Raw genomic sequence first — 23,232 nt, 5'->3', positions numbered from 1 at the left:
GTCGGCGCAAAGAACCGGCTCGAACTTGATCCGCCGCGGTCCCGTACCGCGGCGGATTTTTTATGCGCGCGTCACTTCGCCGCGGCGGTCGTCTTCTTCTTCGCCTTCTTCGACGCGTTCAGCGCGACCGCCGCGCGGATCAACGCCTTCAACGCGGCCTCGTCGATCTCGTCGCCTTCGTGCAGGTCGATGGCGCGTCGCGTGTTGCCGTCCAGGCTTGAATTGAACAGGCCCGCCGGGTCCTCCAGGGATGCGCCTTTCGCAAAGGTCATCTTCACGTGGTTCTTGTAGGTCTCACCGGTGCACACGATGCCGTCGTGCGACCACACCGGCACGCCGCGCCACTTCACTTCCTCGACGACGTCGGGATCGGCCTGGTGGATCAGCTTGCGCACGCGCGCGAGCGTCTTGCCGCGCCAGTCGCCCAGCTGCGCGATGCGTTCGTCGATGAGGTGCGAGGCGTCATCGTTGCCCGCATCCGTGCTGCCGTTTCCGTTGGACTTCTTCATGGTCGATCGCCTGGTTGCATGAGGGACGGCGTTACATCTTCTCGCCGGGCAGCTTGCTGGCCTGTTTGAGCCACTTCGCGAATTGCGCCTCGTCGACCGGCTCGTCTTCACGGATATCGAGATAGCGCACGTGCGCCATCTTCGATTCGCCCGGCGGCATCGGCTTGAGCGACGCACCGCGGAAGAACGACACCTTGATGTAGCGCGTGAAGCAGTGCACGCCGAGGAACCAGCCGTCGTCCCCATGTGCGCCATACAGCGGCGAGTTCCACTTGACCGCTTTGCGCACGTTGGGAATCGTGTCTTCGATCAGCGCGTCGAGGCGACGCCACACGTCGCGCTTCCAGCCGGGCATCGCCGCGATGTACGCCTGCACGGGCGCATCGCCATGGCCTTTGGGAATCTGCGGATTACCGCCGGAAAGCAGCCGGGGCGCATCGGGCTTCGCGCCCGCCGCCTTGCGGGCCGCGGTCTTCTTCGCCGGTGTTTTCGCGGCGGGGCGGGGCGTGGCCTTGCCAGGCTGCTTCGCGGCGGCCGAACGGGTCGCGGTGCGCGCCGTCTTCCTGGGAGTCGTGGTACCGGGCATCCGATCGCGTCCTGTCGAACGTCGGGACGATGGGCGAGCCGTCGTCCCGGTCTGCGGGGGTCGCGCCGGAGGATAGCATCGCCTGCGAGCGCCGCTGCGCAGGCGAGGAGGAAACGCCGCTCAGGAAAGCGCCAGCGCCTCTCTCCCAGCGAAGGCGCTTTCCCGAGCCGGCTCGTCGGCGAAGGCTCCAATCACGAACGGCGCGTTGCAGGCGTAGCCCTGCAGGATGCCCTCGCGACTGACGACGTCGAAGCCGACGGCCACGTGCTCCTGCCAAAACGCATGTCGTTCTGCCGACTTCTCCATCTCCTGCCCCTCAATCGGTTGAGGTGCGGAATCTCCGTGATGGATGGTGAGGAGGCAGTGAAGTCCTCGGCCTCCGCGCGGCGATCACGCCGGAGCCTCATACAGGATGGCCTGCGCGACGCACGCGCCGGCATGTCTGCGCATGCTTGCGGCGGACGTCTGCCTTATTCCGGCAGGTCCTCGTCGAGCACCGGCGGCATGTCGCGCGGCAGGCGCAGTTCGAACGTCGACCCTTCGCCGGGGCCGGCGCTGTAGGCGGTGAGGGTGCCGCCATGCAGACGCGTGAGGCTGCGGGCGAGGGCCAGGCCGATGCCCAGGCCGCCTTCGTGACGCTCCGGCGTCGATGCGCCCTGCGCGAACAGCTCGAACACGCGCGACAGCATGTCCGCCTCGATGCCGATCCCGTTGTCGCGCACGCGCAGCAGTACGTCGGGGCCGACCGCTTCGATCTCCAGCGCGACCGTCCCGTTGGGCGGCGTGTACTTGGCTGCGTTGTTCAGCAGGTTCGACAGGATCTGCGTGAGGCGCGAAGGGTCGGCCCACAGCTCCACGCCGACGCTGCGATCGGCCAGCGTGAAGCGATGGCCGCGCCGCGTCATGAGCGGCATCGTCTGTTCCACCGCTGCATCGACGATGTCCGACAACCGCACGCGCCGGCGCTTCAGTGCCGTCAGGCCGCGCGTCACGCGCGAGACGTCCATCAGGTCCTCGACGAGGTTGCCCATGTGGATGGCCTGGCGGTCGATGATCTCGCTTGCCTGCAGCACGTTCTGCACGCTGTCCGGGGCCATCTTCAGCAACTGCGCCGCGGTGGCGATGGGCGCGAGCGGGTTGCGCAACTCATGCGCGAGCATCGCGAGGAAATGGTCCTTCTGGCGATCGGCGGTGCGCAATGCTTCCTGGCTGCGCTCCAGCATTTCCTGCACGCGCTTCTGGTCCTGGATGTCGGTGCACGTGCCCATCCAGCGGACGATCAGGCCCGTCGCATCGCGCATCGGCAGCGCGCGGCCGAGCACCCAGCGGTACTCGCCGGTGTGGAAACGCAGGCGGTATTCGATGTCGTACGGCTCTCCCGTCGCAAGGCTGCGTCGCCACAGCGCCCGCGCGCGGTCGCGATCGTCCGGGTGCAGCGATTCCTCCCAGTCGTGCCCGCGCGTGGCGCCATCGGGCAGTCCGGTGAAGTCGTACCAGCGCTGGTTGCAGTAATCGAGCTCGCCGTTGGAGCGCGCCGACCACACCATCTGCGGCACGAGGTTGGCGATGGTGCGGAAACGTCCCTCGCTCTCGCGCAGTGCCGACAACGCGGCCTCGCGCCCGGTGACGTCCGCGCCCTGCACGAAGATGCCTTCGACGTGGCCGTGCGAATCGCGGATCGGCTGGTAGATGAAGTCGACGAAGATCGTGCGGTCTTCCGCGTCGTCCTGCCGCAACGTCACCGGCATGCCGCGACCCACGAACGGATTGCCGGTTTCGCGCACCTGGGCGAGCAGCTCGAAGAAGCCCTGGTCGGTGAGTTCGGGGAGCACTTCGCGCAGCGGCACGCCGATGAAATCGCGACGGCCGATCAGGCGTTCGTACGCTTCGTTCGCCAGGTCGAACACGTTGTCCGGCCCGCGCAGCACGGCCATGAAGCCGGGCGCCTGTTCGAACAGGTCGGTGAGGAACGCCTGGCGCGCCGACAGCCGCACGTTGTCGCGCTGCACCGCGGCCGCACGCGACAGCACGCCTTCGGACGCCTGCTCGGCGGTGACGCCGGTGGCTTCGCGCGCGCGGCGCACTTCCTCGCGAAGGCGATGGACTTCGGTGACGTCGGTGGTGTGCTGCATCACCGCAATCACGTCGCCGTCGTCGTTGCGCAGCGGCGTGTGGGTGGCGCTCCAGTAGCGGACGTCGAGGACGGGGCCGTTGGGCGTTTCGGATTCTATCGTGTAGGGAATCAGCGCGAGCACGTCGCGCTCGCCGGTAGAAAAGGCGCGTTCGAGCGACGTGCGAAGCACATCGGCCTGCGGGCTGCCGTCGTCGTTGGTCGCACCGGGGAACACCTCGAACAGCGCGCGACCGAGCAGCCGCGCACGCGGCAGGCCGGTGAGCAGTTCGTAGGCCTGGTTCACCTCGACGAAGCGCATCTGCCGGTCCAGCACCATGTACGCGTTCGGCGAGTGCTGGAAAAGGCGGTCGAACTGGATGGACACGCGTCGGGCTCCCTGGGTGCAGCGCGCCAAGTATCCACTACTCGTGTGCACGGCGGCGGCGCGGCTACGATGGCGCGGTGGATCCCGGCGCAGGCACTGCGTCGTGCGGGTGCGTGGCTGCCAGGCTGAACGGAACTCGCGGCCGATCGGGCGGTCCGAACGGAGCGTCTCCTGCGTCGTTCAGCAAGTCGCGCAGCCGCTCCATCCGACAAGGGAATGCAGATGCGTAGTCGAAACGTCAGGTGGTTTTCCGGAGTGCTCGCCGCTTTCGCGATCGGGACCGCATCGGCGCAGCCCGCGCCCGAGGTGCCGCTTCCGCCGATCCGCGATCTCGAAACGATGGTGGTCAGCGGCATCCAGCCCGGCCCGGGACTGTGGAAGGTGCGCAAGGGCGAACACACGCTGTGGATCCTTGGCACCGTGTCGCCGCTGCCGCGACGCATGGAGTGGGAATCGCGCGAGGTCGAGCAGGCCATCGCGCAATCGCAGGAACTGATCGAACCGCCGGCCGTTCGCATCGACACGGACCTTGGCTTCTTCGGCACGCTCGCGCTCGCGCCCAAGGCGTTCAGTGCGCGCAAGAATCCCGATGGCCAGACGCTGCAGGAGGTCGTGCCGCCTGATATGTACGCGCGCTGGGCGGTGCTCAAGCGCAAGTACATCGGCAGCGATCGTGGCGTGGAAAGCTACCGGCCGATCCTCGCCGCGATGGAGCTGTACCAGGAGGCGATTCAGGACGTCGGGCTGAAGCAGGGTGGCGTCGTGTGGCCGGTGGTGGAGAAGCTCGCCAAGCGCCACAAGGTGCCGCGCACGCAAACCATGGTGACGGTGATGATCCAGGACCCGAAGGTCGCGCTGAAGGAGTTCCGCAGCGCGCGCCTGCAGGACCTCGACTGCTTCGCCAAGACGCTGGACCGGCTGGAGTCGGACCTCGGCACGATGCGCGAACGCGCCAATGCCTGGGCGGTCGGCGATCTCGAATCGCTGAAAGCGCTGCCTTACACCGACCAGAACGAAGCCTGCCTGCGCGCGGCCGCCGAGTCGGACGTGCTGCGCAAGCGCACTCGCGACATCGAAGGGCAGGTCGCCGCGCGATGGCTCGGCGCGGCCGAGGCGGCGCTGTCGAAGAACATGACGACGTTCGCCGTGCTGCCGATGCGCGAACTCACGCGGCCGGATGGCTTCGTCGCGAGGTTGAAGGCGAAGGGGTATGTGGTCGAAGAGCCGTAGTCATTCGTCGATCTAGCTTTCGCTCGCAGCGGGCGTTGATGACGCCTCACGTGTGCGCGACGTTCTGAGCTTATTGCTGGCCCAATCCAATGTCACCGCGCAAAGAATTAGTGCAGCAGGCAACATCGGCAGCGCGTAACGACCTTGGCCTTCAAACACGAATATTGCTCCCAAGCCCGCGACGACGAGTCCGGCAGCAAGGACGAACCAGTCATTCTGCCGCGCCCAAAAGCCGCGCCAACCGAAGACGATCGCGAGGATCGCTGTTGCATAGCTCAAGGTGGTGATTATGTTGGTGGCCCGTGCCAACCATCGTGGCACTCCGACTTCACCCAGGGGCCAGTAAAGCATTGTCGTACTGGATCGAAGGAACACGTTACGGAGACGCTGGACTCCCAGCCGCGTGAAGGCGACGGGATGTTCAACGATCCACCTTATCGCTTCCGATCGAGCAAGGGCGTCATCGTCTGGTGTCCACTTCAGGACTTTCGCATTCTCGTCGCCTTCCTCGAAAAGCCAGGCTCGATTCGCACGGGTGAACTCCTGTCGGGTCTCCGGTGATATCTCCACTGAAGACAGGGGCATCCATCCGCCTTGGTCGTTAGCGGAATTGTTGTTTGCAAGCAGGATATATCCAGAGCTGGCGCTGACCGGAATCCATCGATCGAACAAGGCGTGGTTCCGCAACAGCCATGGAGTCATCGTCAGTGCGAGCGCAATAGCGCAGCTCGACACGAGAAGTCGCCGGTCTGGCGAGCGCAGGAAGGCAATGGTGATGAAAAGCGCAACGGCGGGAAGAAATTGGGGCCGGGCCAGGACGAAAACGCCGAGCACCACCCCAGCAGCCAGCCAATGTGCACGCGAAGGAATGCGGATTAGCGCGAATGCACAAACGACAAGGAAGACTGCAATGGTCTCGGTCCCCAAAACGACGGAATAGGTCACTAATCCTGGATGGAGGGCAAAAGCCGTAACCAGAGTAAGCCGCGTGACGGGCCTCCAGTTGGATTGGGCGCAGTAACGAGTGAACAACCCCAGCGTCGCTAGAGAAAGTATTAGATTAGCGATTTTTCCCTGCCATACCCCGGTACCGAACAGCTTGAAGACAGCACCCAGGAACAGTGGGTAGGTGGGCCCCTGGGATACGAAAGGCCACTGGTGATAGGCGAGCGCCCCGTTCTGTGCGAACCCGGCGGCAACATCGAAATATCGCTTGAAGTCCGATATCGGTTCTAAGGGAACGAAAGCGACGGTCGCGATGCGGGCCAGGGCACCAGCAACGGCTACAGCCCATAACAATCGGGTCAGGCGCTCCGAGTTTTCAAGCGTGGAAGGTCCGTACATCTTGCCCCATGCCCAGGGGCGTCGCCGTTCCAGCCTGCCCGCCTGGCGATTCTGGGCCGCCGCTACCAGGGTCCAAAGAGCCTGTACGTAAAGGAGCATTGCCGCGATGCTCCCGAGTAGCAGATGCTTGCGCGCCTCCTGTTGGCCGTCGAAAGTCGAAACCAGAAGGTCCGCGCAGAGCACGGCCAACAGCATCAAGGCGAGCAGTTGGTGAGCCAGCCTCTGCTGATAAGGGAGGGCAGTGCGCCATAGCGCCAGTACGATCCCTAAACCGAGGGCGACGACAAAGAACAGGCGACCAGATAGCCACGTGGAAAGCCGGCTCGGCAGCGTGACCAGTACTGGCGGCGCGCCCAGCGACTGACCATGCACGTTTCCAAGCGGGACGTCCAGATTTCCGATTTCACGGGCGTTGGTGAAAGCGGACTTCGCAAAAGCTGCCGGCTCCAGAGCAATTGCGCGCAGGAAAGTCCGTACGTTGACGCTTGCTTCGTTTTCGACGAACTGTAATGCCTCAGGACGCCAAACCGGCTTGCCTACGTGTTCGACCGACGTCGGGGGCAGGCCGAGTTTGGCAATCAGGTCCGCCGGATTTGTGGAGTGCGGAAGCAAACCGTAATACAAGGCGTTATAGCTGGTAATGCGTGCTGCGTTCCCCTCGCTCGCATCGCCTGCACGGAGCGCGAAACTCGCCAGACCAAGAAGGCTGGTCACCGTTAGCGCGATTGCCCCAAACGCGAGCAAGCGCTGCCTGAGAGGCCTGGCGGACGGGCCGATCAGGAGGAAGTACGCCGCCAATGTCGCCGGCACACAGAAGTAGAGATATTGCCTTTTTGCCAGCACGGCCAGGCATAAAAGCACTACGGAGCACCATCCCAGCCAGGTACCCCAGCGTCGCGACTGCTCTTGTTCACCCAGCGCCCGAGACGTAAGGAACGCGAACGTCACCAGCAAAGCCAGTATCGGTACGCCCTCGGCAAAAAAGGAGTTGTAATAGGCGGACAGCCGACCATCAGTAAAGACGAGGGTCGTGGCGATTGTGGCGATCGCACCAACAAGCCCGGTACGGATCTTCCGTGCCGCGATGAGCAGCACTACGGCTTGCAGAAGGAAGAATGGCAGGCCGATGTAGCGGAGGTTGACGACTTCGGTGCTATATAGAAGCCGATTGAGCTGATTGCCGACCCACCAAAAAATGGTGGCCGACGTGAACCAGGAGGCGCCCTGCTCCTTCGCTGCATGCCAGTAAAACAGGGGCTGGTTGAAGAACCGGTAGGCATGGTCGGCCGTACCCGCCTCTGGCCAGTTTGTTTCGAGATCGGTCGGGTGGGTAACGTAAGGTTGGTTGTATCGCGTGTAGTCGCCGTTGTCGGCGACGGCAAATTCGCGGTTAACCAGAAGAATCGCGATGAGCGCACCTAGAAGCAGCCAGGTTCTCCACGAGTGCAAGTGGAGAATGGCGTAAGACATCGGTCGCTTGGGAAGGTGTCCGCCCACTGTCCTTTCCGATCATCCTTCCGCTGACAGCACTTTGGCGATACGGCGACCTTCCCGGATGGCGTAGTTGGTCCCGCGATCCTCCGGATAGATCTGCGCCATCGTGGAAATCTGCAGGTTTTCGAACTGCGTCTGGCTACCAGGCACGTACTGCGAATAGTTGCGTTCCGTCACCGGCTGGGCGTACTCGGAGCGCCAGACCTTGTAGTCCACCACCCACGAGCGCTCCAGCTTCGGGAACATGCGTTCCAGATGCTCAAGCGCGAATTCGAAGTACTGCTCGTCAGTGAACTTCCAGACCGGATCTTCCACGGCGAGATAGCGCGAGAGGTACGCGATGTGCGTTCCCTTGTAGTGTTCGGGGGTGTCGAAGTTGGTGTGTTCGATGACGCCAACGAACGGGAAGCCGGGGTCATTCACGTTCAACCAGTAGGTTTCCGACAGGCTCTGGCGCAGGCGCAGTACCAAGCACATGTTTCCCAGGTAGCGCACGCGGCGAAGCTGGGCGATCGCAGTCGGATCGGCCCGCTCCTCCAAGATGTCGGCGATCTGCGGGAACGCCGGCGTGAGCAGGAAACGATCGCCGTATACCTCGCCGTGATCTGTCCTCAACGCAGTCACCCGGGCGCCGTCCGATTCGATGCCCTGCGCGCGCACGCCGAAGCTGACCTCGCTCCCCAGCGCACGTATTGCATCGACGAGCGCCTCGGCCAGACGACCGAAGCCACCCTTGAAGTACGCAAGTTCCTCGCCGCCCTTGTCGTTGCGCGTACCGCCACGCAGGACGAGCTTCTTCCACATCCAGACCGCGTTCACCGTTTCAGCGAACACCGAGAACTTCGCATCGATCAGCGGCTCCCAGACGATCTTGTAGACGGACTTCCCGCAGAGCGGCTCGAGCCACTCGCGGATGCTCAGGTGCTCGATCGTCTTCCAGTCCTTGATCCGGCGCACCTGGAACACGAGCAGGCCCAGGCGGATGCGATCGATGAGCGACAGCGCTTTGAAGCGAAGGAGGTCGAGCGGCGTCGAGAGTTTCCAGATGCGGCCGTTGTAGTACATGCCGGTCCGGGTAGGCAGCAGAATGACGTCGCCTTCCAGCCCGAGCTCCTTCACCAGCTCAGGTACGAAAACGTCATTGTTGAACCAGTGGTGATAGAACTTCTCGACCTTCACGCCGTCGTCGAACTCGAATACGCCGGCCAGTCCGCCGGGCGTGTGGTCTGCCTCGATCACATGCACGCGCTTGCCCTGCTTGGCGAGCACGTAGGCGGCGGTCAGTCCGGTAAAACCGGCTCCCACAATGACGACGTCATACTTGTTCATGTTGGTTCTTCGCAGTGAGTTCTTTCTGCCGGGCCGAGCGGAACAGCTCCGGACGCAACGAGAGGGCGATCGCGCCTGCGATCGTGGAGGGCAACCAGAGGGCCAGGTGTACGATGACCGCATAACTCCCGGCCTGCGCGGCAGACCCGCCCACCAGCGAAACGGCGGCGAATGCCGCAAGGTGGAACGGGCCGACGTACCCCGGTGAGGATGGTGCCAGCGTCGCCAACGTGGCGATCGACATCACCAGGAGCGCCACCGTGGGCGTCGCTGGGATCGAAAGGCCGACGAGGATGAAGTAGAACAGGCCCGACTCGAACGCCCAGATGGCCATCGATATCAGGACGAGCTGCGCGAGGATGCCCGGGCGCGCCATTGCGGCGAATCCATGCAACAGCTCACCGACAGTGCGATAGAGGCGCGACAGTTTGTCCGTCGGGTGCGCGCGACGGTTGGCCATGGAGTTGAAAAGCGTACCGAGGCGCGCGCTCAACCCAAGGCCAAGCACGAGAGCCAAACCGCCCACGATGGCGAGACTGACGGCAGTTTGCTGAAGCCCTTCCGGCACCACGACCGTCCGGATGGCGAACAATCCGATGGTCAGGCTGGCCAGCAGTGTCATGAGGTCCACCAGGCGTTCCATCACGAGGCTGCTTGTCGCAAGCGTACGGGTAAGACCCATCGCGGTAGGAAACACCAGGGCACGAAGAACGTCGCCGAGTCGAAGCGGCAGCACATTGTTGAGCGCGATGGAGCCCAGGAACGGCGCCGTGCACTCACGGAACGACGCACGTGCGCCGGCAGCGCGCAGCAGCATGCGCCAACGCCAGATTCGCAACACGTACCCGGCTGCCAGTGACGAAATCCCCAGGACCAGATAGGGCCAGTGGAAGTGTCGAACCGCGTCCAGCACGTCCTGCAATTTCACCTGGCGGGAAAGCAGGTACAGGCATCCGAGCGTCGCCACAAGGCCGACAAGATGTCGGCCCCAGCTTATCCGCCCGTCCTTTGTTGCATCGTTCATTCGCGGGCCCAGGTGCACCACGGTGCGTCGCCCGCCGCCCACAGCGCCTCGAGTTCGCGCTTGTCGCGCAGTGTGTCGCAAGGCTGCCAGAAACCCTGATGGTGGAATGCGGCGAGCTGACCGTCTCGAGCGAGGTTCGCGAGCGGCGCGCGCTCCCAAGACGTGCTGTCGCCTTCGATGTAGTCGATGGCTCGCGGTTCGAGGACAAAGAACCCGCCGTTGATCCAGCCGATTTCGTCGCTCGGCTTCTCTTCGAAGCTCGTCACTGCGTTCGTGTCGTCGATGTTGAGGACGCCGAAGCGGCCAGGCGGCTGCACCGCGGCGACGGTCGCGAGACGACCATGACGGCGATGGAACTCCAGCTCCGCTCCGATGTCGATATCCGACAGGCCGTCGCCATAGGTCAGGCAGAACGTTTCGTCTCCAAGGAAAGGGGCAACGCGTTTCAGCCGTCCGCCAGTCATCGTCTCCGGGCCGGTGTCGACCAGCGTGATCCGCCAGTCCTCGGCGTTGTTGCTGAGAATGCGGTGCTCGCCGGTTTTCAGGTCGATCGACATGTCCGACATGTGTCGGTAATAGTTGAAGAAGAATTCCTTGATCACGTAGCCCTTGTAACCAAGGCAGATGACGAAGTCCTTGATGCCGTGACGGGCGTAGGCCTTCATGATGTGCCACAGCAGGGGCTTGCCCCCGATTTCGACCATCGGCTTGGGCTTGGTGTCGGATTCTTCGGCGATGCGGGTGCCGAGGCCGCCGGCCAGGATGACTGCCTTCATTGTTCTCTTCCTAGAGTTTTAGTTCCGAACTGTCAAAATTCAGCGTCTGCTCCACGATCGCCAGCGGCTCTGCGCGCAGGACAAGGTAGATGCGAAGCAGATACTCGCCGATCAGCCCCAAGAGGAACGCGTTGAGGCCAATGCCGAACAGCACAAGAATGTGGATGCTCGCCATGCCTTGGGGCAGTTCGGGGTGGAGCACGCGCAACACGGCGTAATACAGCGCACCCAGTGCGCTGATCGCGAGCATCACTCCGCCCACGAAGGACGCCGCGCGCAACGGAACGGTGGAGTGGTTGAACACCGCCGTGAGCCCGAGTCGGATCAGTCGTGACACATCGAACTTGCTCTCGCCCGCTACGCGTGCATCGCGGTCGTAGGCGATCCCGGTCTGCCCGAAGCCCAGGCCTGCGATCATCCCGCGAAGATACGGATTGGGCGTGCGGATCTTGAGCAGCGCGTTCACCACCCGGCGATCGATGAGCCGGAAGTCGCCAACGTCCCGTGGAATGGGATGTTCGCTGACCTTGTCGATGGCCCAGTAGCCGAACCTGCGGAAGGCGTTCAGAAGCCAGGACTCCGGACGCTTCCTTCGGATGCCGTAGACAACGTGGAACCCTTGCCGCCAACGTTCGAAGAACGCCTCGAGCAGTTCCGGAGGGTCCTGGAGGTCCGCGTCGATCTGCATGACCGCGTCGCCGCGCGTGTGCATGTAATTGGCGAGGATGGAGCGCTGGAATCCGTAATTGCGCGAAAAGCGGATTGCCCTGACGCGTTCGTCGCGGTCGGCCAGCGAGCTCAGCTGCGCCCAGGTGTCGTCGTCGGAGTGGTTGTCGCTGAACACGAATTCGAGGCGACAGCGGTCGCTCATGCGATCAGCGAGGGCAGACAGGCGCTCGTAGAGACGCGCGATATTGCCCGATTCGTTGAGGACGGGAATGGAAATCGAGACCAGCGGTTTTTCAGAGTTGTCCATTCGTAGTTCCAGCCCTTTCGGTTCCGTCCTGGCGTGCAAGTTCATCTTGCAGGTAGCTGGCGATCGCCGGCAGCGTCGGCCTGAAGCCGGCGCCGTCGAGGGCAGCGGGCCGCTGGAAAACGTGCCCGTAATTCTCCTCGGCCGGCTCCGGCAAGGCGCCTACCGCCAGCAGATGCGATTTGCCGCAACTGGCGAACACATGCTCGGCGATGTCGCGCAGACTCACCGGCGCGCCGTGGCTTAGGTCAAGGGATCCTGTGACGCCGGCGTCGACGATGCGCCGAACCGCAGCCACTTCATCGTCGATGTGGTGGTACTCGCGCAACTGACGGCCTGAGGTCATCGCGAACCGCGTCTGGCTGCGCAGCGCGCTCAGCATCTGGCCAAGGAACATGAAGGCATTGGGCGCGCCCCCACCGAAGAGTGTATGGATGCGCAGGTGCGTGACGGCGGCTGCGCCGGAATCGCGATCCTTGAGGTCTGCAGCAAACGCGGCCTTGCTGGCCACGTATGCGTTCGCATCGGGTATCAGCCGTTCCATCACCGTTCCGAAGGTCACGGTGTGAAAGCCCAGGTACGTGCCGGCATCTATGATGTTGCGAGGCAGCCAGCGGTTCACTGCATCGAGCTGCATGCGCGGAAGTCTTGGATCCAGCAGTCCGGACGCCACGTAAACGATTTTGGGCGCGACTCCGCTGGCGAAATGACGCCGCACGAGTTCTTCCGAACCCGGCGCGGACCAGGGCTCGTAGACGGAACGGTCCAGAACGTGCACGTCCTCATGTGCATGCGCGCGTGCGATCGCCTGGCCCAGGCGCCCGCGCCCCCCAACGACGACGATCATTCGATGCCCTGTCGCCAGGCCTGAATCTGGGCGAGGGTGATGTCATGCGCCGCTGCGGGGCCTCGGTAGAAATCGCGATACCACTTGGCGGTCTCCTCGATCATCTTCTCGGTGCCCCACACCGGAGCCCATCCGAGTTCGTTGCGAGCCATCGTGCTATCGAGCGCCAGCGCCCGCGCTTCCGGGAGCGGATTGTCCATATAACGCAGGTCAGGGCGTTCCCAGAATTGCGACATCAGTTCGAGGACGTCGCGTACCGAGTAGTGCCTGAAATCCTGGGGCCCTAGGTTCCAAGCCTTCGCGAATCGCGCAGGCTCGTCTCCCACCAAACCGGCGAGCAGGACCAAGTACCCGTGCACCAGAGCCAGCACGTGTTGCCAGGGACGAGTCGCGTCGGGATAACGCAAGACGAGACTCTCCTTCTGGGTGACAGCCCGCGCGAAATCGGGGATAAGGCGATCTTCCGACCAGTCGCCACCACCGACGATGTTGCCACCGCGCGCTACCGCGATGGCGGGACCTTCGCCCTTTGTCCAGGGATAGGAGGCCGCGTAACTCTGGATCACCATCTCCGCGGCTGCCTTGGAGGCGCTATACGGATCCTTGCCGCCCAGCGGGTCGTTCTCGCGATAGGGCCAAGCCCATTCGTTGTTCTTGTAGACCTTGTCCGTCGTGATGCATAGAACGCCCTTGACGCTCTTTACCTTCCTGGCGGCTTCCAGCACGTTTGCCGTGCCTTGGGCGTTGACCGCGAATGTGCGCACCGGTTCGCGATAAGAGCGCCTGACCAACGGTTGTGCAGCCAGATGCAGGATCAGCTCGGGTTGGAAGTCGTCGACCGCCCGTTGAAAGGCATCTTCGTCGCAGATGTCCCCGAAGGTCGTTGCGATCTTGCTGCCGAGACCGAGCGCATCAAAAAGTGCAGGGGCGGTCTCGGGCGGCAAAGAGAATCCCGCGAGCTTCGCGCCGATGGTGTTCAGCCACATGCAGGCCCACCCACCGGTGAACCCGGTGTGGCCCGTGACGAGGATCTTGCGGTTGGCGAGGACCGCCTCGAAGCTGGCGTTTGGCGTCATGATGCTGAGGCGTGCCCTGAAAAGCTGGAGTGAGAAGCTGCGCTGCGGCCTTTCCCATGTCGGTCCGCACGACACACTGATAGCTAGCGGGCCCCGTTGGACGACGGGGCTCGGCACGCAATTCTAGCGGAAAATTCTCAGTTCCCGGGCGCGTTATAGGCAGCTTCAGGGCCGTGGGGATGCGAGAGACCACCAACCACGCCCCCTGGCGCAGGCAGACGCATATAGACCCCAGGGGCGATGGCAGCACTTGCAAAGTGCGGCAAATGCTCGCTCAACCCGCCGCGCTCACCGCCACATTCGGTCGCCCCAGTTCCGGCCAGCGCTTCAGCACCGCGGCGCGGATGCCGGCGACGTCGAGCCCGGCTTCCGACAGCAGCTGCTCGCGGCTGGCGTGGTGCTGGAATGCATCCGGCAGGCCCAGGTGGAGCGTCGGCAGCGTGATGCCTTCTGCGTTGAGCAGCTCGGCGACGCCCGAGCCCGCACCGCCGGCGACGACGTTGTCCTCGATCGTCACGAAGCCCGCATGCGTACGTGCAAGCTCGAGGATCAGCGCACGATCCAGCGGCTTCACGAAACGCATGTTGACGACGGTGAGGCCCAGCTCCGCGCCCACCGCTTCGGCCGCCGCGGTCACGGCGCCGAACGCGAGCAACGCCAGCGCGGAACCGTTGCGACGCACGTCGGCCTTGCCGATCGGCAGCGTGTCGAGCGTCGGCTGCACCGGGACGCCCGGGCCCGTGCCGCGCGGATAACGCACCGCCGCCGGACCTTCGTAGCGGTAGCCGGTGCTGAGCATCTGCCGGCATTCGTTCTCATCACACGGCGCCATCACGACCATGTTCGGCACGCAGCGCAGGTAGCTCAGGTCGAGGTTGCCGCCGTGCGTCGCACCGTCGGGCCCGACCACGCCGCCGCGATCGATCGCGAACAGCACGTCGAGGTTCTGGATGGCGACGTCGTGCACGAGCTGGTCGTAGCCGCGCTGCAGGAAAGTCGAATAGATCGCGACGACCGGCTTCGCCCCTTCGCAGGCCATGCCGGCGGCGAGCGTCACGGCGTGCTGCTCGGCGATGGCGACGTCGAAGTAACGCTGCGGGAATTCGCGGCTGAAACGCACCAGCCCCGACCCTTCGCGCATCGCCGGCGTGATGCCCTGCAGGCGCGGTTCGGCGGCAGCCATGTCGCACAGCCAGTCGCCGAAGACGTCGGTGTAGGTCGGCTTCTTCGCGCCCGGCTTGCTGATCAGGCCCTTCTCGGGATCGAACGGACCGACCGCGTGATAGCCGATCTGGTCGCCCTCGGCGAGCTCGTAGCCCTTGCCCTTGGTCGTGATGATGTGCAGCAGCTGCGGACCCTTGAGCCCCTTGAGCGTCTTCAGCGCCGAGAGCAGGGCGGGCAGGTCGTGGCCGTCGATCGGGCCGGTGTAGTGGAAGCCCATTTCCTCGAACAGCGTGGACGGCACGAACATGCCCTTCCAGTGTTCTTCCCAGCGCTTGACGAACTTCGCCGCCGGCTTGTTCTTGTCGCCGAGCAGGCGCTTTCCGCCTTCGCGGATCGCGTTGAGCGTGCGGCTGCCGGTGAGGCGCCCGAGCATCTGCGTGAGGCCGCCGACGTTCTCGGAAATCGACATCTGGTTGTCGTTGAGGATCACCAGCAGGTTCGGCTCCGGATCCATGCCGCCGCCGTGGTTCAGCGCTTCGAACGCCATGCCGGCGGTCATCGCGCCGTCGCCGATCACCGCCACGACCTTGCGGTCGTCGCCCTGCTGCTGCAGCGCGATCGCCATGCCCAGCGCGGCGGAAATCGAGGTGGACGAATGCCCCACGCCGAAGGTGTCGTATTCGCTTTCCTCGCGCTTGGGGAACGGCGCGACGCCGCCGGCCTGCTTGACGGTATGGATGTCGTCGCGGCGGCCGGTGAGGATCTTGTGCGGGTAGGTCTGGTGGCCGACGTCCCACACCAGGCGGTCCACCGGCGTCTCGTAGAGCCAGTGCAGCGCGACGGTGAGTTCGATCACGCCCAGGCCCGCACCGAAGTGGCCGCCGACGAGGGCGACCTGTTCGATCAGGTAGGCGCGCAGCTCGTCCGCGATCGCGGGCAGTTCCTCTTCGGGGAACTGGCGCAGGTCGGCGGGGACCTGGATTCGGGACAGGCGCGGATAACGGTGCGGATCGATCATCACGACGGTGTCAGACGGCAAGTTCGCCATTGTCCCGCCGTCGTCCGGAGCGGGCAAGGATCGAACCCGTCCGCTTCACGACGCCCTGTTCAGTCGGCGCCGCGAACGACGCCGTGATGCGGGATCAGCGGCCGCGCAGGCGGCCAAACAGGCCGCTGCCGCTCTTGCCCGGATCGACCGGCTCGGGTTCGCGCTCGGGTTCGGCGAAACCGGTGGCGAGGTTGGCGTTGATGAAGTCGGCCACTTCGGCCTGCGTCACGCCGCTGGCCTCGGCGATTTCCGGCAGCAGCGCCGGGCCCTTCATCATCACCGTGGCGATGCGGAAGTGCTTGGGGTATTCGCGCTCGGTCTGCGGCCACTTGACCATCAGATAGCGGCGCGACGGGTCATGTTCGGCGGCCAGCGCACCCTTGCCGGCGAGCAGGTTGCCGAACCACACCAGGCGCGAGAGCGGCATCGCGGCACCGAGGCGCGCGCTTTCGCTCGCCCAGGTGGCGGCATCGACCGGCACGAATTCGCCGGAATCGAGCTTGCCTTCGAAATGCGCGGCCAGCGGCTTGAGTGCCGCCGGGCCGTGGTACACGCGCTGGTCCAGATCGATCAGCAGGCCGTCGGTCGCGCTGCGCAGGCGCGCGCGACCCTTGAGGCGATCGTTGACGATCCAGTCGAGCAGCGAGCCTTCGACGATCGAGGACGAACGCGGGGCGACCGGTGCCGGTTCGGCAGCGGCGGGTGCCGCGGGGGCGGTCGTTTGCGCGACGGGCTTCTCGACCGCGGGCGTCTCGACCACGGGCGCCGGTGCGGTGGCAGCCGGCGGCGGAACGGGTACAGGCGCCGGCTCGACCTTCGGTTCGACGACAGGCGCCGGCGCGGAGACCGGCGCAGGCGCGACCGGTGCAGCGGCCACCGGGGCAGGTGCCGGCTTGGGCTCCGGAGCGGCCGGCGCTTCGACGGCGACGCCGGCCTGCGTGGCGATCTCGCGCAGCAGGTTGCCCACGCTGTTCGCATCGAACGGCTGGCCCAGGCGGAAATCCGCCTGCGTGCGCTGCGCGGCGGTCAGCGCGACCACGCTCTTGCCGGCGGCATGCAGGCGCAGCCAGCTCATCGGGCCATACATGCTGTCCATGTCGACGATGACGTAGTCGGCGTCGGCGTCGGGCACGAGGCTCCACGCATTGCCCATGCGGCTGTTGGCAGCCTGGATCGCCGCCTGAAGGGCGGACTCCGTCGTCGGGTCCATGCCGGTCAGGCCGAGGGTAAGGCGCATCGTGAATCCGTCGTGAATTTGCAATGGATGGCGAGTGTTGCGGACGCCCTGACGGTCGTCAACGCGCGCAATGCGTCGCATCTGAACGTTTTATGTCAGCTGGCCCGTCGCCGGAAGCGGGACCGGGTCAAATCGCCAACCGCATCACGCACACGGGCCTTACGCTTGCATGCGCGCGTTCTTCGGCAGGTGGCTGCGAAGGAAGGCCATCTGGTCGGCGAGGATGTTGCGGTTCGACAGGATCAGGTGCTCGACCCAGCTGGGCCGGTACGGCACGGCCAGCAGCGGCATGCCCGCCTGTTGCGGCGTGCGGTTGCCCTTGCGCGAATTGCAGTGGAAGCAGGCTGCGACCACGTTCTCCCAGAGGTCGCGGCCGCCCTTGGACACCGGCACGACATGGTCGCGCGTGAGGTGGGGGCGGCTGAAATCGTGCCCGCAATACATGCACAGGTAACCGTCGCGGGCGAACAGCGCCGCATTGGTCAGCGCCGGCGTGGGATCGAGCGCGTGCGCGCGCGCATGGCTGCGTGCGGCGACGATCGGGTGCAGTTCGATCACGCTCTGCTCGCCGGTGTAGCGGCTGATGCCGCCGTGCACCTGCAGGCAGGGATCGCCGAGCGTCCAGGCGACCGCACCGCGCACGTAAAGGCAGGTGGCGTCCTGCCAGCTCATCCAGTCGAGGACGCGACCATGCGCGTCCAGTGAGAGCAGGCGGACCGAATTCAGTCGGTCGATCGCGCCGCGAGGCACGAAGGGAGGCGACGCCGGATCCATGTCGGTTCCGGTTCGGACCAGGCGTAGCTTCGCTCTATCGGTCTCCATCGGGACACCAGCTTATACGCCATTGTTTACGTTTTGTGTACTTGCGACCTGCGCGGTTTGTTATCGCGCAGGTCGCAATGGGCTCAAACCGCCTCGACGGCCAGTTCCGGGAGGCCGGCCACACCGCTTTCGATCGCCGCCGAATGCGTGAGCGTGCGCGGCAGGATGCGCGCGAAATAGAAGCGGGCCGTCGCGCGCTTGTCATCCTTGAACGCCTGCGGGTGCGACGAGGCATCGGCCGCCGCCACGCTGCGTGCCCACCAGTAGGCGAGCACCGCATAGCCGGAATACATCAGGTAGTCGAACGAAGCCGCGCCGATCTCGTCGGCGTTTGCGGCCGCGCGCTGGCCGATTCCCATCGTCAGCTGCTGCCAGCGCGTTGCGGTCTCGCGCAGCGGGCCGACGAATTCGGCGAGCGACGCGTTGTCCGCGTTCTCCTCGCAGAACGCCTGCACGCGCGTGAGGAACGCCTTCAGCCCCGCGCCCCTCATCGCGATGATCTTGCGACCCAGCAGGTCCAGCGCCTGGATGCCGGTCGTGCCTTCGTACAGCGTGGTGATGCGTGCATCGCGCGCGAGCTGCTCCATGCCGTGCTCGGCGATGTAGCCGTGGCCGCCGAAGCACTGCAGCGCGTTGTACGTGCACTCCACGCCCCACTCGGTGAGGCACGCCTTGACGATCGGCGTGAGGAAGCCGGCCTGCGCGTCTGCGAGTTCGCGCTCGGCCGCATCGTTGGAACTGGCGGCGATGTCGCCCTGCATCGCGGCGTCGTAGCCCATCAGGCGGCCGCCTTCGATCAACGCCTTGCACGTCAGCAGCATGCGGCGCACGTCGGGGTGCACGATGATCGGATCGGCCGGCTTGTCCGGGAACTTCGCGCCGGACAGCGCGCGCATCTGCAGGCGCTCGCGCGAGTAACGCAGTGCGTTCTGCAGCGCACGTTCCGACAGCCCGAGGCCCTGCAGGCCGACGCCGAGGCGCGCGGAGTTCATCATGGTGAACATCCCCATGAGCCCCTTGTGCGGCGCGCCGACCAGGTAACCCTGCGCGCCGTCGAAGTTCATCACGCACGTGGCCGAACCGTGGATGCCCATCTTGTGTTCCAGGCTGCCGCAACGCACCGCGTTGCGCTCGCCGGTCGAACCGTCCTGGGCCACGCGCTCGCGCGGCACGACGAACAGCGAAATGCCCTTGCTGCCGGCAGGCGCATCGGGAAGTCGCGCCAGCACCAGGTGCACGATGTTGTCGGTGAAATCGTGCTCGCCGGCGGTGATGAAGATCTTCGTGCCGGTGATCGAATAGCTGCCGTCGGCGTTGGGTTCGGCGCGTGTCTTGAGCAGGCCGAGGTCGCTGCCGCAATGCGGCTCGGTCAGGCACATCGTGCCGGTCCAGCGGCCTTCGACCAGCGGCTTCAGGAAGGCTTCCTGCTGCCAGCTTTCGCCGTGGTGCAGCAAGGCTTCGATGGCGCCGTGCGAGAGCAGCGGGAAGTTGCCCCACGCGAGGTTCGCCGCGTCGATCATTTCCTTGAGCGGAACGCCCACCAGCTGCGGCAGGCCCTGCCCGCCGAATTCCACCGGCGAGGTCAATCCGGCCCAACCGCCGTCGACGAACTGCGCATACGCCTGCTTGAATCCGCCAGGCGTGCTGACCGCGCCGGTAGCGAGGTCGAGCTTGCAGCCTTCGCGATCGCCGACGGGATTGAGCGGCGCCAGCACCGTTTCGGTGAAGCGGCCGGCTTCCTCGAGCACGGCGTCGAGCACGTCGCGCGTGGCATCGGTGAAACCCAGGCGCTGGAACTGCGCTTCGGCGCCAAGGACGTCGAACAGCGCGAAACGCATGTCGGCGAGAGGGGCTTTGTAACTGCTCATGAAGGATTCCGTGCGGGACGCGCGTCGTGGCGGTCGAAAAGAAAGGGAAGGGCGATCAGCGCAGCACGCCGGGCAGGCCCGGTGCCGGGCTGAGCACGCCGTTGCGGTCGAGGTCGAAGCTGCGCTGCTTGCCTTCGTCCGGCGTCGCATCGATGCGTCCGCTGAGCGAATAGGCGAGGCTGCGGCCGGAGGCCAATGCATTGGCCGCGGCGAATTTGCCCGCAGCGTCCGGCGTCATGTTGACGGTGATGACGTCGGCCGATTCCGGTCCGATCGACAGGCCGGGTTGCGCGCGAAGGCGACCGGTTTCGGCATCGGCGACCTTGACGGCCAGGTCGATGTTCTCGAACCGCATCGGGATGCTGCTGAAGTTCTCGATGCGCACCTCCGCCGACCAGCTGCCGTCGGCGCGGACGGTCAATTGCTGGATGCGTGCGGAAGGTTCGGAAACGCGGCGGACGGGCCCGCTGGAACATCCGGCCAGCAGCAGCGCCAGCAACGCCAATGCGGTCCAACGTGTCCAGTGCATCGCCTTCATGCCGCCGCTCCGAATGATGGGACGGCGAGCATACTACGGCGCACGGTACGGTCCGCCAGCCCGAAGTCGGGGCGGTTGGGAACAGGGCGAAACGGACCGACAGCCCGGTGACGACTTCATTCCGGCGACGCCGGAGCTGGGGGATCAGGCCGTCAGGTGAGCGGAATCAGATCGCGAGCCACGATGCCGTCGTACCGGCGAAGCCGGCATCGGGGCAGTCACGTCGCAAGAAGAAGATGAATCAGGTCGCCGCGGCCGGCGCAATCACCTGCGCGATGAGCGCCAGCGCCGCCACGGTGCTCCAGACCACGACGTACCGCAGCGCGGCGCGACGCGCGCGCTTGCGGCGGTACTCCCGGTGCGAATCGGAGGCGTTGGGATCGACCGCGCCGTCAGCGTAGGCGTTCCGCGAGGAACCGCTGGCGTAAGTCGTTTCCACCGTGGGCCCCTTGGACACGTGTCCGATGTCGTGCGGAAGAGAAGAAGCGCCCCGGCCCAGCAAGCTCACCCGCTCACGGTGACGGCCTGATTCCATTGCTGAGCAGCATCCTTGCTTGCGCATTGACCGGGCTGCCGGGGCGGACCACAGAATCCGTCTGAACCGGCCGTGACGCCATCGGGCGACTTCGCTTCGCGGGGTAAGAAAATTCCTACAAGCCGCTTTGGGCGGAGTACCCACCTGAAGCGCATTTTCCCTTCCGGAAGAGAAGGTTGCGTGATGGGGCGCCGGGAGAGCGGCGGAATCCGAAGTCGCGGTGTCGGGCGTCGGCATGCGACTTCTTCTGATTGATGGGGCCAGCAGACCCGTGCAGCGGAGACGGACCGACAACGCCCGGCAGGTCGAAGACGCAGTCCTCGTAGCCTTCTACAACTGAGGGCTTCCCGCGCAAGCCAGAGGCTTGTAGCGGCCATGGGCTCGATCGCGAAGGCGGGGGAGGGCAACGGCAGCGCGATCTCGAAGAGCCAACCAGCGCCAACCAGACCCCATTGGACTAGCTGCTGGCGATGGGTCTCGTTCCCCGCATTCGCGAATCAGGTTAGTGGCTATCCTTCATAACGTTGTAGGTCAGCTCTGCAAACCCGGAGCCGAACCGCGTTGCCGAGATCAGGGCAAGGCCGGGGCTGAGGAGCCGTCGCGGGAACAGCGGCTTCCCGGATCCAAGCGTAGCGGAGCCGATTTGCACCGTGATCTCGTCCAGCAATCCGGCGTCATGGAACTGCGCGGCGAGGCCGCCGCCGCCCATGATCCACACATTCTTGCCGTTGGCAGCCGCGAGCATCTGAAAGTAAGCCGCGCGCACGTCGCCGTTGGCGAACGTTACGTCGGCGCCCTCGATTGTGGGCAACTTGCGACTGGTGAACACCCAGGTCGGTTGAGTATATGGCCACGCCGTTCCGGTCTGTTCGGCGACGGTGGCTGCATTGCGCAGAATCCATTCGTAGGTCGACGATCCCATCGCGATCGCGCCGACGCGCTCGATGAAGGACGGATAGCTGGTCTGGCTGATGTCGCCAAGCGGAAACAACCATTCCAGTGAATCGTCTTCAGTGGCCAGAAAGCCATCGAGGCTGGACGACGTGTAGTACTGCGTCTTCAAAGCAGCGTCCTCCTTGAGAAAGAGTGGGACGCTAAGAACTCGCCGTCTCACAGTGTGAGACTGACGCCCGCTCATGGCCGATAGCAATTGTTCGGCCGGCAGACACAGCCTGATGCTCGACTTCACGGGGCGGCCATGCTCGCTATGCATCATGTGTGCCCTACCGGTCCGGCATGGTTAGGGAGAACAAAATGCACGTGATTTTGGGAGGTACCGGACACGTTGGTTCCGCTACAGCAGAGGCCTTGCTTGCTGAAGGCGAGCGGGTTCTCGTCGTGACAAGGAACGCTAGCCACGCACGAGCGTTCCAGTCGAAGGGCGCCGAAGTCATGGAGGCGGATGTCAATGATGTGCCCTCGTTGCGCGCTGCATTGGAGCGAGGCAAGCGTGCTTTGTTGCTCAACCCGCCCGCTGACATTCGCGCCGACACCGATGTTGTCGAAAGGCTGACGGTGCAGCGAATTCTGGAAGCACTGCGCGGCATCGCCCTCGAAAAGGTGGTGGCCATCTCTACCGGTGGGGCACAGCCGGGCGATCGGATCGGTGATTTGAACGTGCTGTGGGAACTTGAAGAAGGACTGCGTCGCCAATCGATCCCAGCTGCCATCAACCGTGGCGCGTACTACATGAGTAATTGGGACAGTCAACTAAGCAGTGTCCGTGCGACGGGCAGGCTTTCGACCATGTTTCCCGCCGATTTGCCGATCCCAATGGTTGCGCCGGTCGATCTCGGGCGGGCCGCCGCCGATAGATTGATGTCCGGCGTTGATGACGTCGGCGTTCGGTATGTGGAAGGCCCGCGTGCCTACAGCTCTAACGAGGTGGCAGAGGCGTTTGCGAAAGCACTGAATCGTCCAGTCGAGCTCATGGTTACGCCGCGTGCTCAGTGGAAGGAGGCGTTCCAGTCAATGGGCTTTTCCAAACCGGCCGCTGATTCTTACGCTCGTATGACAGAGGTATCGATGGATGGCGGTTTCGATCAAGGCACGGACCCGATCCGCGGCAAGATCAGTCTTGAGAGCTACATCCGTGCAATTGCAGAAGAACATGCCGACGAGGAGCGTGCGGCTACCAGCTAATGCTGGCCACTTCGCGCGAAGGTAGGCTCGGTAACGACTCTTACTAGTTGATCACGGGACGCCAGACGGTCCGGTGGCCAGCGGTCTGAGTCCGTGCGAGGAGCGCCGGTAAGATGGCGCCACGCCTCCTGACGGCTTCCACTTCGAACCTTACGTAGGCGGACCAGGTCTCCTTCCGCACGTAGCGCACGC

20 protein-coding genes are annotated in these 23,232 nt (G+C 64.6%); 2 read left to right on the top strand and 18 right to left on the bottom strand.

Annotated elements, in window-relative coordinates:
- Nucleotides 1–71 precede the first annotated feature (71 nt).
- The 4 genes from LA521A_RS13660 to LA521A_RS13645 form a co-directional block, all read right to left on the bottom strand.
- Nucleotides 72–509 (bottom strand): DUF1801 domain-containing protein, encoded by a 438-nt coding sequence (locus tag LA521A_RS13660; RefSeq protein ID WP_281779423.1) that lies wholly within the window; start codon nucleotides 507–509, stop codon nucleotides 72–74.
- Nucleotides 510–540: 31 nt separating this feature from the next.
- On the bottom strand, nucleotides 541–1,095 hold the full coding sequence (locus LA521A_RS13655; RefSeq protein ID WP_281779422.1) for a DUF1801 domain-containing protein: 555 nt from the start codon (nucleotides 1,093–1,095) through the stop codon (nucleotides 541–543).
- Between the two features lie 120 nt (nucleotides 1,096–1,215).
- Nucleotides 1,216–1,401, bottom strand: a complete 186-nt coding sequence (locus LA521A_RS13650; protein ID WP_281779421.1) for a hypothetical protein — start codon at nucleotides 1,399–1,401, stop codon at nucleotides 1,216–1,218.
- A gap of 164 nt (nucleotides 1,402–1,565) precedes the next feature.
- Nucleotides 1,566–3,593, bottom strand: a complete 2,028-nt coding sequence (locus LA521A_RS13645) for a PAS domain-containing sensor histidine kinase (RefSeq protein ID WP_281779420.1) — start codon at nucleotides 3,591–3,593, stop codon at nucleotides 1,566–1,568.
- Nucleotides 3,594–3,815: 222 nt separating this feature from the next.
- On the opposite strand from LA521A_RS13645, the gene LA521A_RS13640 reads away from it, so the two are divergent.
- Nucleotides 3,816–4,823, top strand: coding sequence for a TraB/GumN family protein (locus LA521A_RS13640; RefSeq protein WP_425494523.1), 1,008 nt, complete (start codon nucleotides 3,816–3,818; stop codon nucleotides 4,821–4,823).
- A 12-nt stretch (nucleotides 4,824–4,835) separates the two neighbouring features.
- Here LA521A_RS13640 and wsfD read toward each other — a convergent pair whose 3' ends face one another.
- The 14 genes from wsfD to LA521A_RS13570 form a co-directional block, all read right to left on the bottom strand.
- Nucleotides 4,836–7,637, bottom strand: coding sequence for a glycan biosynthesis hexose transferase WsfD (gene wsfD / locus LA521A_RS13635; protein WP_281779418.1), 2,802 nt, complete (start codon nucleotides 7,635–7,637; stop codon nucleotides 4,836–4,838).
- Nucleotides 7,638–7,676: 39 nt separating this feature from the next.
- A complete protein-coding gene (locus tag LA521A_RS13630) occupies nucleotides 7,677–8,990 on the bottom strand; it encodes an NAD(P)/FAD-dependent oxidoreductase (protein ID WP_281779417.1) in 1,314 nt (437 codons plus the stop codon).
- The gene (locus tag LA521A_RS13625; protein WP_281779416.1) at nucleotides 8,977–10,014 is read right to left on the bottom strand and encodes a lysylphosphatidylglycerol synthase transmembrane domain-containing protein; all 1,038 of its coding nucleotides are present in this window, start codon (nucleotides 10,012–10,014) and stop codon (nucleotides 8,977–8,979) included. The genes LA521A_RS13630 and LA521A_RS13625 overlap by 14 nt, the downstream gene beginning before the upstream one ends.
- Nucleotides 10,011–10,790 carry a glucose-1-phosphate cytidylyltransferase gene (gene rfbF, locus LA521A_RS13620; RefSeq protein ID WP_281779415.1) on the bottom strand — a complete coding sequence of 260 codons (780 nt, stop codon included), beginning with the start codon at nucleotides 10,788–10,790 and terminating at the stop codon, nucleotides 10,011–10,013. Before rfbF ends, LA521A_RS13625 begins: the two co-directional genes overlap by 4 nt.
- Nucleotides 10,791–10,800: 10 nt before the next feature.
- Entirely contained in the window at nucleotides 10,801–11,766 is a 966-nt protein-coding gene (locus LA521A_RS13615; protein WP_281779414.1) for a glycosyltransferase family 2 protein, read from the bottom strand.
- Nucleotides 11,753–12,610, bottom strand: a complete 858-nt coding sequence (locus LA521A_RS13610) for an NAD-dependent epimerase/dehydratase family protein (protein WP_281779413.1) — start codon at nucleotides 12,608–12,610, stop codon at nucleotides 11,753–11,755. Before LA521A_RS13610 ends, LA521A_RS13615 begins: the two co-directional genes overlap by 14 nt.
- Nucleotides 12,607–13,686: a CDP-glucose 4,6-dehydratase gene (rfbG, locus tag LA521A_RS13605; RefSeq protein ID WP_281779412.1), complete on the bottom strand. Its 1,080-nt coding sequence runs from the start codon at nucleotides 13,684–13,686 to the stop codon at nucleotides 12,607–12,609. Before rfbG ends, LA521A_RS13610 begins: the two co-directional genes overlap by 4 nt.
- Before the next feature lie 274 nt (nucleotides 13,687–13,960).
- The gene (dxs, locus tag LA521A_RS13600; RefSeq protein WP_281782101.1) at nucleotides 13,961–15,868 is read right to left on the bottom strand and encodes a 1-deoxy-D-xylulose-5-phosphate synthase; all 1,908 of its coding nucleotides are present in this window, start codon (nucleotides 15,866–15,868) and stop codon (nucleotides 13,961–13,963) included.
- Nucleotides 15,869–15,992: 124 nt separating this feature from the next.
- Nucleotides 15,993–17,135 carry a hypothetical protein gene (locus tag LA521A_RS13595; RefSeq protein WP_281779411.1) on the bottom strand — a complete coding sequence of 381 codons (1,143 nt, stop codon included), beginning with the start codon at nucleotides 17,133–17,135 and terminating at the stop codon, nucleotides 15,993–15,995.
- Between the two features lie 159 nt (nucleotides 17,136–17,294).
- The gene (locus LA521A_RS13590; RefSeq protein WP_425494522.1) at nucleotides 17,295–17,957 is read right to left on the bottom strand and encodes an HNH endonuclease; all 663 of its coding nucleotides are present in this window, start codon (nucleotides 17,955–17,957) and stop codon (nucleotides 17,295–17,297) included.
- A gap of 83 nt (nucleotides 17,958–18,040) precedes the next feature.
- Entirely contained in the window at nucleotides 18,041–19,825 is a 1,785-nt protein-coding gene (locus tag LA521A_RS13585; protein WP_281779409.1) for an acyl-CoA dehydrogenase C-terminal domain-containing protein, read from the bottom strand.
- Between the two features lie 55 nt (nucleotides 19,826–19,880).
- Nucleotides 19,881–20,354, bottom strand: coding sequence for an LEA/WHy family protein (locus LA521A_RS13580; RefSeq protein WP_281782100.1), 474 nt, complete (start codon nucleotides 20,352–20,354; stop codon nucleotides 19,881–19,883).
- A gap of 250 nt (nucleotides 20,355–20,604) precedes the next feature.
- Nucleotides 20,605–20,820, bottom strand: a complete 216-nt coding sequence (locus tag LA521A_RS13575; protein ID WP_281779408.1) for a hypothetical protein — start codon at nucleotides 20,818–20,820, stop codon at nucleotides 20,605–20,607.
- A 580-nt stretch (nucleotides 20,821–21,400) separates the two neighbouring features.
- Entirely contained in the window at nucleotides 21,401–21,961 is a 561-nt protein-coding gene (locus LA521A_RS13570; protein WP_281779407.1) for a dihydrofolate reductase family protein, read from the bottom strand.
- Between the two features lie 191 nt (nucleotides 21,962–22,152).
- Between LA521A_RS13570 and LA521A_RS13565 the strand changes: the two genes are divergently transcribed.
- Nucleotides 22,153–23,040, top strand: a complete 888-nt coding sequence (locus LA521A_RS13565) for an NmrA family NAD(P)-binding protein (RefSeq protein ID WP_281779406.1) — start codon at nucleotides 22,153–22,155, stop codon at nucleotides 23,038–23,040.
- Nucleotides 23,041–23,232 lie beyond the last annotated feature (192 nt).

Source organism: Lysobacter auxotrophicus, from assembly GCF_027924565.1.
Classification (GTDB): domain Bacteria; phylum Pseudomonadota; class Gammaproteobacteria; order Xanthomonadales; family Xanthomonadaceae; genus Lysobacter_J; species Lysobacter_J auxotrophicus.
This window is presented reverse-complemented; position numbering and strand designations above follow the sequence as displayed.